This window comes from Microbacterium sp. zg.Y909 (assembly GCF_024626565.1).
Genome location: NZ_JANJFJ010000021.1, coordinates 1 through 7,020 on the forward strand (window position 1 = coordinate 1; position 7,020 = coordinate 7,020).

The window sequence follows — 7,020 nt, forward strand, 5'->3', positions numbered from 1 at the left end:
TCACCGCCGCCTCCCGCCCCACCCCCCCCCCACACCTCCCCCCGCCCCCCCCCCGCGCCGCCGCCGGCGCCGCCGAGCGGCAGGTTCTGGGCGCCGCTCTTGAGCGACGGCATCACGAACAGCATCAGCAGCACGACGAGGATCACGCCGAGCCCGGCGGTGAGACCCAGCATCTTCGCGAGCGGCGACGGCGCGCGACGCGCTGCGGTGGCCGGGGCGACGGCGTCGGCGGTGGGAGAAGTCATGCGGAGTCCTGTCTGCCCGAAGGCGAAGCGGAGGGAATGCCTCCACTATACGGAGATCCCTCCTCCACATACGCTGAGAGCCGACGTGCGACGCCCCATGATCGACACCGGAAGGCCCGCCATGCGCTCCGACGCCCTGAAGAGACGCGAGACGATCGTGCGCGAAGCCCGTCGGCTGTTCGCCGCGCAAGGCGCGTCGGTGCCACTCGAGGCGATCGCCGAGGCGGGCGGCGTCGGCATCGCGACGCTCTACCGCAACTTCGCCTCGCGCGCGGAGCTGACCGAGGCCGTGGCGCTGTCGATCCTGGCCGAGATGCGCCATGCCGCCGGCCGCGCACTCCAGGCGCTGCCTGGCACGCCCGACGACGCCTGGCGTGCCTTCCTCCACGCCCTGGTGGGACTCGACCTCGGGGCGCTCACCGAGGCGCTCGCCCATCCCGCGGAGGCCGAGATCTCCGCCGACGTCCGCGCAGCGCAGGACGACACCCTCGGCCGCGTCGCCGACGTACTCACCGCCGCCCGCGCCGCCGGCCTCGTGCGCGCCGATCTCGACCCCCTCGAACTCGTGCTCGCAGTCGGGATGATCACCCGCCCGCAGCCGGCGGCGATCGCGGCATCCGCCCCCCACCTCATCCCCCGCCTGACTGCGATCCTCGAGGCGGGGCTGCGCGCCGTGCCCTCCGCGGCGTCGACCTCCGACCTGACCGCGCCCGACCCCCCAGGGAGCACGCCGTGACCATCCCCCGCATCGCCTTCCTCGACGTCGACGGCACCATCCTCGACCACGGCAGGGACATCGCCCCCTCGACGATCGAGGCGGTGCGCTCCGCCCGCGCCGCCGGCTGCCTGGTGTACCTCTGCACCGGCCGTTCAGACGGCGACATCGACCCCCGCGTCCGGGAGATCGGTTTCGACGGCGCCATCACCAACGGCGGCGCCTACGCCACGGCCGGCGACGAGGTCATCGTGGCCGACCCCATGCCACGCGATGCCGTGGAGCGGCTGATCGGCTATTTCGAGGACCACGGCATCCTCTACTTCTTGCAGACGGATGCCGCCGTGTACGCGACCCCGGAGGTGCAGGCGGCCACCGCCGCGTTCATGGAGCAGTCGCTGAGCGTCCACAGCGACGCGGACGAGCCGCAGACCGCTCCGCAGAGCACCCCGCGGTTCCTGGACATGGCCGACATCGACCTCGACCACGTCGCCAAGGCGGTGTTCCTGGGCGACGACGCCGGAACCGTCGAGCGCGCGCGGGGCGACCTCGGCGACCGCTTCCACGTCGTCGCGGGCAGCATGCCGCTGCCGGGCGGAACCAACGGCGAGATCGGCATGAGCGGGACGACGAAGGGCTCCGCGATCCAGCGCGTGCTCGAGCGGCTCGGCATCGACGCGGCCGACTCGATCGGCATCGGGGACAGCTGGAACGACGTGGAGATGTTCGAGGTGTGCGGCGTCGGCATCGCGATGGGAAACGCCGAGCAGGCGCTCAAGGCGCGCGCCGACGAGGTGACCACGAGCATCCACCACGACGGCGTGCACCGCGCGTTCGTGCGCCACGGCCTCGTCGCAGGCTGAGCCTGCCCACGCCCCCGACGCCCCCTCGCCGCGCCGCGCCCTCCCCGCGCCGCGCCGCGCCGCGCCGCGCCGCTCGAGTGTCACATTCGCACAGTCGAGCGACGCCGAACCCGCCATTTGCGACACCGGAGCAGCGCGGGCCGCCGCGCGACCGTCACAGGAAGATGTCGGGGAACAGCTCGCTGTCGGGGGTTCCCGGCGTCGCGGCGTAGCCGGAGAAGTCGGTGACGCCCGCTTCCGCGAGCACGTCCTCGACGATCAGCGTCTGGCCGCTGCGCTCAGAGGCCGGACGGATCAGCACCTCGTAGGCGGCATCCGCGTAGATCTCCGGCGTGCGGCTGACCTTCATCATGCGGTCGCCGCCCAGGGCGAACTGCACCGCGGCCGTCGCGATCGTCGTCGCCGGCCACAGCGTGTTCGCCGCGATGCCGTCGTCGGCGAACTCGGCCGCCATCCCGAGGGTGGCCATCGTCATGCCGTACTTCGCGAGGGTGTAGCCGGTGTGCGCGCCCAGCCACCGCGGCGAGAGGTTCAGCGGCGGCGACAGCGAGAGGATGTGGGGGTTCTCGGCATCCTTCAGCATCGGCACGGCCGCACGGCTCAGCATGAACGTGCCGCGGACGTTGACGTCCTGCATCAGGTCGTACTTCTTCGCCGAGAGATCCAGTGAGCCCGACAGGTCGATGACGCTGGCGTTGTTCACGACGATGTCGATGCCGCCGAACTCGCCCTGGGTCTTCAGCACCGCCGCCATGATGTCGTCGTCGTTGCGCACATCGCCCACGAGCGGCAGCGCCTGCCCGCCCGCCGCCCGGATCTGCTCGGCGGCCGTGTGCACGGTCCCCTCGAGCTTCGGGTGCGGGGTGTCGGTCTTCGCCAGCAGCGCGATGTTCGCCCCGTCGCGCGCGGCGCGCAGGGCGATGGCGAGGCCGATGCCGCGACTGCCGCCGGACATCAGGATGGTCTTGCCGGCGAGGCTCATGCGTTCTCCTTCGAAGCGGTCTTGCGGGATGCCGAGGCGAACGCGGCCACGCGGGCCTTCGCCTGGGGGGTGTCGAAGGCCGCGCCGATGGAGCGGGCCTCCTCGTCGAGCTGCTGGGCGAAGGTGCGCTCGGGCCGGGAGCGGATGAGCCGCTTGGCCTGCCCGTACGCGCCGTAGGCGCCGGCCAACCAGAACCGGGCGACCTCCTCGGCGCGCGCCCGAACCGCCGCGGCGATCGATTCGGCATCCTCGCCGCCGACCACCTCCGCCACGAGACCCCAGTCCCGGGCCTCTTCCGCCGTCAGCATGCGGTCCTGCAGCACGAGCTGCAGCGCCCGGCGCTGACCGACCGCCTGGGCGAGCTGGGCCGACACCGACAGGTCGGGGGTCAGTCCGATGTTCGCGTAGAGGCTGCCGATGCGGGAGTCCGCGCCCACGATCGCGTAGTCGCTGGTGAGCAGGATCCCCAGTCCCCCGCCGGCGGTGGTGCCGTGCGCGGCGGCGACGACGGGGATCGCGGACTCCGTCAGAGCGCGGATGCCGGTGTTGATCACCTCGGCGAGATCGCTGATGTCCTGGCCGGACCCCATGGTCTGGGCCATCGCGCGCACGTCGCCGCCGGCGCAGAACGCCCGCCCGGCGGCGTCGAGCACAATGGCCCCGACGTCGTCGCGGGAGGTCGCCTCGACCGTGACGCGCTCCCATTCGCGGGCGAGCGCGGCGTCGAAGGCGTTGAGGCTCTCGGGCCGGTTGAGCGTGATGCGGGCGAGCCCGTCGTGGACGCTGAACAGGATGGCGTCGCTCATGTCATCTCTTCTCGTCGGAGTGCCGGTCATTTCGGTGCCATGCGGATGGCGCCGTCGAGGCGGATGGTCTCGCCGTTGAGGTAGCCGTTGTCGACGATGTGCGCCACGAGGGCCGCGTACTCGTCGGGCCGGCCGAGCCGTGCGGGGTGGGGCACCTGCTGGCCGAGGGAGTCCTGCGCGGCCTGCGGCAGGCTCGCGAGCATGGGCGTCTCCATGATGCCGGGGGCAATGGTGACGACCCGGATGCCGTAGCGCGCCAGCTCCCGCGCGATGGGGAGCGTCATCGCGTGCACACCGCCCTTGCTGGCGGCGTAGGCGGGCTGGCCGATCTGTCCGTCGAAGGCGGCGACGCTGGCGGTGTTGACGATGACGCCGCGGTCGCCGTCGGCGGTCGGCTCGGTGCGGGCGATGGCGGCGGATGCCTGCGCGACCACGTTGTAGGTGCCGATGAGGTTTACCCGGACGATGCGCTCGAAGTCCCCGAGGGGGGTCGGGGCGCCGTCGCGGTCCAGCACCTTCGCGGGCGGGGCGATGCCGGCGCAGTTGACCACCACCCGCAGGGGCCCGATGCTCGCGGCGGTGGCGACCGCGGCGGCCACCTCGCTCGGATCGGTGACGTCGGCGGGGGCGAACGTGCCGCCGAACTCCGCGGCGCGTTCGGCGCCGGCGGACGAGGGCAGGTCGATGATGACGACGTGCGCGCCGGCGTCGGCCAGGCGTCGCGCGGTGGCCAGTCCCAGCCCGCTCGCGCCTCCCGTGACGAGGGCGGATGCGCCGGCGATGTCCATGTGTTCTCCTTCGAACTGGTGCTGCGTCTCACGGTAAGTGCGACCCGGTGCCATGCGCGGCGTCGCGGCTCCCAGGCTATCGGTCCCGGGGTGCGGTGTCCGTGCCAGACCCTCCAGGGTGCACACTGGCCGGATGTCGCGCCCGTCCCACCCTTTCCCGCCGAGCCCCGCCCTTGCCCGCCCGGCGCCGGGGCGGGTCAGCGGCCGAGGATCGGGGTGAACGCTCCCGCCGCGATCGACACCGCGAGCGCGACGGCCGAGATCGTGGCGCCGGAGAGCAGCAGGATGCCGTCGGCGACGGTCAGCCGGGACTCCCGCGCCCAGGTGCGCGCGCCCGGGGCGCCGAAGGCGCGGGCCTCCATCGCGGTCGCGAGCGACGACCCCCGCCGGATCGCGAGCACGAACAGCGCGAACGCTGTGCCCACCGCCCGCCGCAGTCGCCCGGTGTCGGCGACGCCGCGCGCCCGCCGCGCGAGCGACAGCGCCCGCCAGTCATCCACGAGCAGCCCCAGCATCCGCATGCCGGCGAGCGCCCCGAGCACGAAGCGGGCCGGCAGCCGCACGATCTGCGCCAGCCCGTCGGCGAGGTCGGTGGGGTCCACCGTGACGAACAGCACCACCGCGGGCAGGCCGATCGCAAGCACGCGCAAGAAGGTCGCCGCCGCCAGCAGCAGCGACCCCTCGCTCACCCGGACGAAGAGCCACTCGACGTAGACATCGCCGCTCGTCGCGCCGTAGAGCGCGATGGTGACGGCGGAGGTGGGAGCGGCGATCCACAGCGGCAGCGTCCGCAGCCAGAACTGCCGGGCGCTGAGCCCCGCCGCCAGCAGCAACGGGATCTCCAGCAGCAGGGCGACAAGCGCCGACACCGGATCGATCGTCACGACGAGCGGCAGGGCGATGAGCAGCGCGGCGCCGAGCTTGGCGACCGCGTTGCGCGCGGCGACCGGACCGCTGCCGACCCGGGGACTCACCGGCCCACCTCGAAGCGGCGGGCATGCAGGGCTGCGAGCACGGCCTCGTCGTGGGTGATCGCGACGATCGCGAGCGGACCTCGCTCGTCGATGCCGTCGCGGAGCCCCGCGATGATCGCCACGAGCTCGGCCCACGTGGTGGCATCCTGACCGAAGGTCGGTTCGTCCAGCACCATCACGCGGGGGCGCGTCGCGAGCGTCGCGGCGACCGTGAGCCGGCGCTTCTCGCCGCCGGAGAGCGTGTAGGGATTGGCCTCGGCCAGACGCGCGAGCCGCAGCCGCTCGAGCAAGTCGTCCACCCGCGCCGCCACCTCGGCCTCGGGCAGGCCGAGCGCACGCGGCCCGACGGCCAGCTCCTCGCGCACGGTGCGCGCCAGCAGCTGGTGCTCGGGATCCTGAAAGACCGTGCCGATGCGCGTCAGCAGGCTGCGCGACGACCAGCCGGCCGGGTCGGTTCCGGCATCGGCCCGACGTCGGCGCGCCGCAACCCCCGCGGCGAGCGCGTCGGATGCCACGACCCGCCCCGCCTCGGACCGCGCCAACCCCGCGAGGGTGAGTCCGAGGGTGGACTTGCCGGCGCCGTTCGGCCCGACGACGCCCAGCACCTCCCCCGCCTGCACCTCGAGGTCCAGCGGGCCGGCGACCGGAACCCCCGGGGTGCGCGCCACCACGAGTCCGCGCGCGCTCAGCAGCGCCTCGCCGGGCGCCCCGGCGGGCGGCGGCGGCACCCGCGGGGCGATGCCGGGAACCCACACCCCTGCCGCAGCGAGCTGCCGCGGCAGGTCGGCTTCGCGGGGGGTGTGCTCCCCCGAACCCAGCACGGCGCGCGGGGACCCATCTGCGAGCACACCGCCCCCCGGCGCAAGCACGACGACGCGGTCCACCAGCGGCAGCCACACGTCCACCCGGTGCTCGATGACGATCAGTGTGGCGCCGGTGGCATCCAGGACCCGGCCCACGGCGTCGCGCACCTCGGCGACGCCTGCCGGGTCGAGGTTCGCGGTCGGCTCGTCCAGCAGCAGGACCCCCGGACGCATCGCGATGACACCGGCGAGCGCGAGGCGCTGCTTCTGCCCGCCCGACAGCGCAGAGGTCGACCGGTCCAGCGGCACGTCGAGGCCGACCGCGTCCAGCGCCGCGTCCACCCGCTGCCAGATCTCCCGCCGTGGCACGCCGAGGTTCTCGCAGCCGAAGGCGACGTCGTCGCCCACGCGCGCGAGGATCGTCTGGCTGTCGGGATCCTGCAGCACGAGTCCTGCGGTGCCGCGTGTCGCCGTTGCCGGCTCGCCGCCGACGAACAGCGCACCCTCCTGCTCGCCCTCGTCGGCCCCGCCCAGCACGCCGGCGATGCCCTGCAGCAGGGTCGACTTGCCCGATCCCGACGCTCCGAGAAGCAGCACGCGCTGGCCCGGCTCGATGCGCAGCGACACGTCGCGCACCGCCCAGGCCTCACGCGTCGCATAGCGCCAGCCCCACCCGCGGGCCTCGACGGCGGCGGGTGGGGAGGCAGCGGATGCCGGCACGTCAGACGCGCCGGGAGACCTCGCGGCCTGCCGCGAACCTGCCCAGCGCACCGGTGGCGGCCAGCCCTCGCGCGATGAGCCAGGCGCCGAGACCCGCGATGACCGCGCCCGAGAGCGTCGTCGA

Annotated in this window: 8 protein-coding genes; 2 read left to right on the forward strand and 6 right to left on the reverse strand. The window is 73.8% G+C overall.

Annotation, left to right across the window (positions count from 1 at the left end; genetic code table 11):
- Positions 1-245: hypothetical protein (locus NQ160_RS03445; RefSeq protein WP_441338260.1), on the reverse strand; the 245-nt coding region annotated here is incomplete at its 3' end.
- A gap of 85 nt (positions 246-330) precedes the next feature.
- Between NQ160_RS03445 and NQ160_RS24835 the strand changes: the two genes are divergently transcribed.
- Positions 331-981: a TetR/AcrR family transcriptional regulator gene (locus NQ160_RS24835; RefSeq protein ID WP_257513845.1), complete on the forward strand. Its 651-nt coding sequence runs from the start codon at positions 331-333 to the stop codon at positions 979-981.
- Positions 978-1,823: an HAD family hydrolase gene (locus tag NQ160_RS03455; RefSeq protein ID WP_257513846.1), complete on the forward strand. Its 846-nt coding sequence runs from the start codon at positions 978-980 to the stop codon at positions 1,821-1,823. Before NQ160_RS24835 ends, NQ160_RS03455 begins: the two co-directional genes overlap by 4 nt.
- Positions 1,824-1,977: 154 nt before the next feature.
- Here the strand turns inward: NQ160_RS03455 and NQ160_RS03460 are convergent, their stop codons facing one another.
- The 5 genes from NQ160_RS03460 to NQ160_RS03480 form a co-directional block, all read right to left on the reverse strand.
- Positions 1,978-2,805, reverse strand: a complete 828-nt coding sequence (locus NQ160_RS03460) for an SDR family oxidoreductase (protein ID WP_257513847.1) — start codon at positions 2,803-2,805, stop codon at positions 1,978-1,980.
- A complete protein-coding gene (locus NQ160_RS03465) occupies positions 2,802-3,611 on the reverse strand; it encodes an enoyl-CoA hydratase/isomerase family protein (protein ID WP_257513848.1) in 810 nt (269 codons plus the stop codon). The genes NQ160_RS03460 and NQ160_RS03465 overlap by 4 nt, the downstream gene beginning before the upstream one ends.
- A 26-nt stretch (positions 3,612-3,637) precedes the next feature.
- Complete coding sequence (locus NQ160_RS03470) at positions 3,638-4,399, reverse strand: SDR family NAD(P)-dependent oxidoreductase (RefSeq protein WP_257513849.1); 762 nt, start codon at positions 4,397-4,399, stop codon at positions 3,638-3,640.
- A 197-nt stretch (positions 4,400-4,596) separates the two neighbouring features.
- On the reverse strand, positions 4,597-5,373 hold the full coding sequence (locus NQ160_RS03475) for an energy-coupling factor transporter transmembrane component T family protein (RefSeq protein WP_257513850.1): 777 nt from the start codon (positions 5,371-5,373) through the stop codon (positions 4,597-4,599).
- Positions 5,370-6,896, reverse strand: coding sequence for an ABC transporter ATP-binding protein (locus NQ160_RS03480; RefSeq protein WP_257513851.1), 1,527 nt, complete (start codon positions 6,894-6,896; stop codon positions 5,370-5,372). The genes NQ160_RS03475 and NQ160_RS03480 overlap by 4 nt, the downstream gene beginning before the upstream one ends.
- Positions 6,897-7,020: the final 124 nt, after the last annotated feature.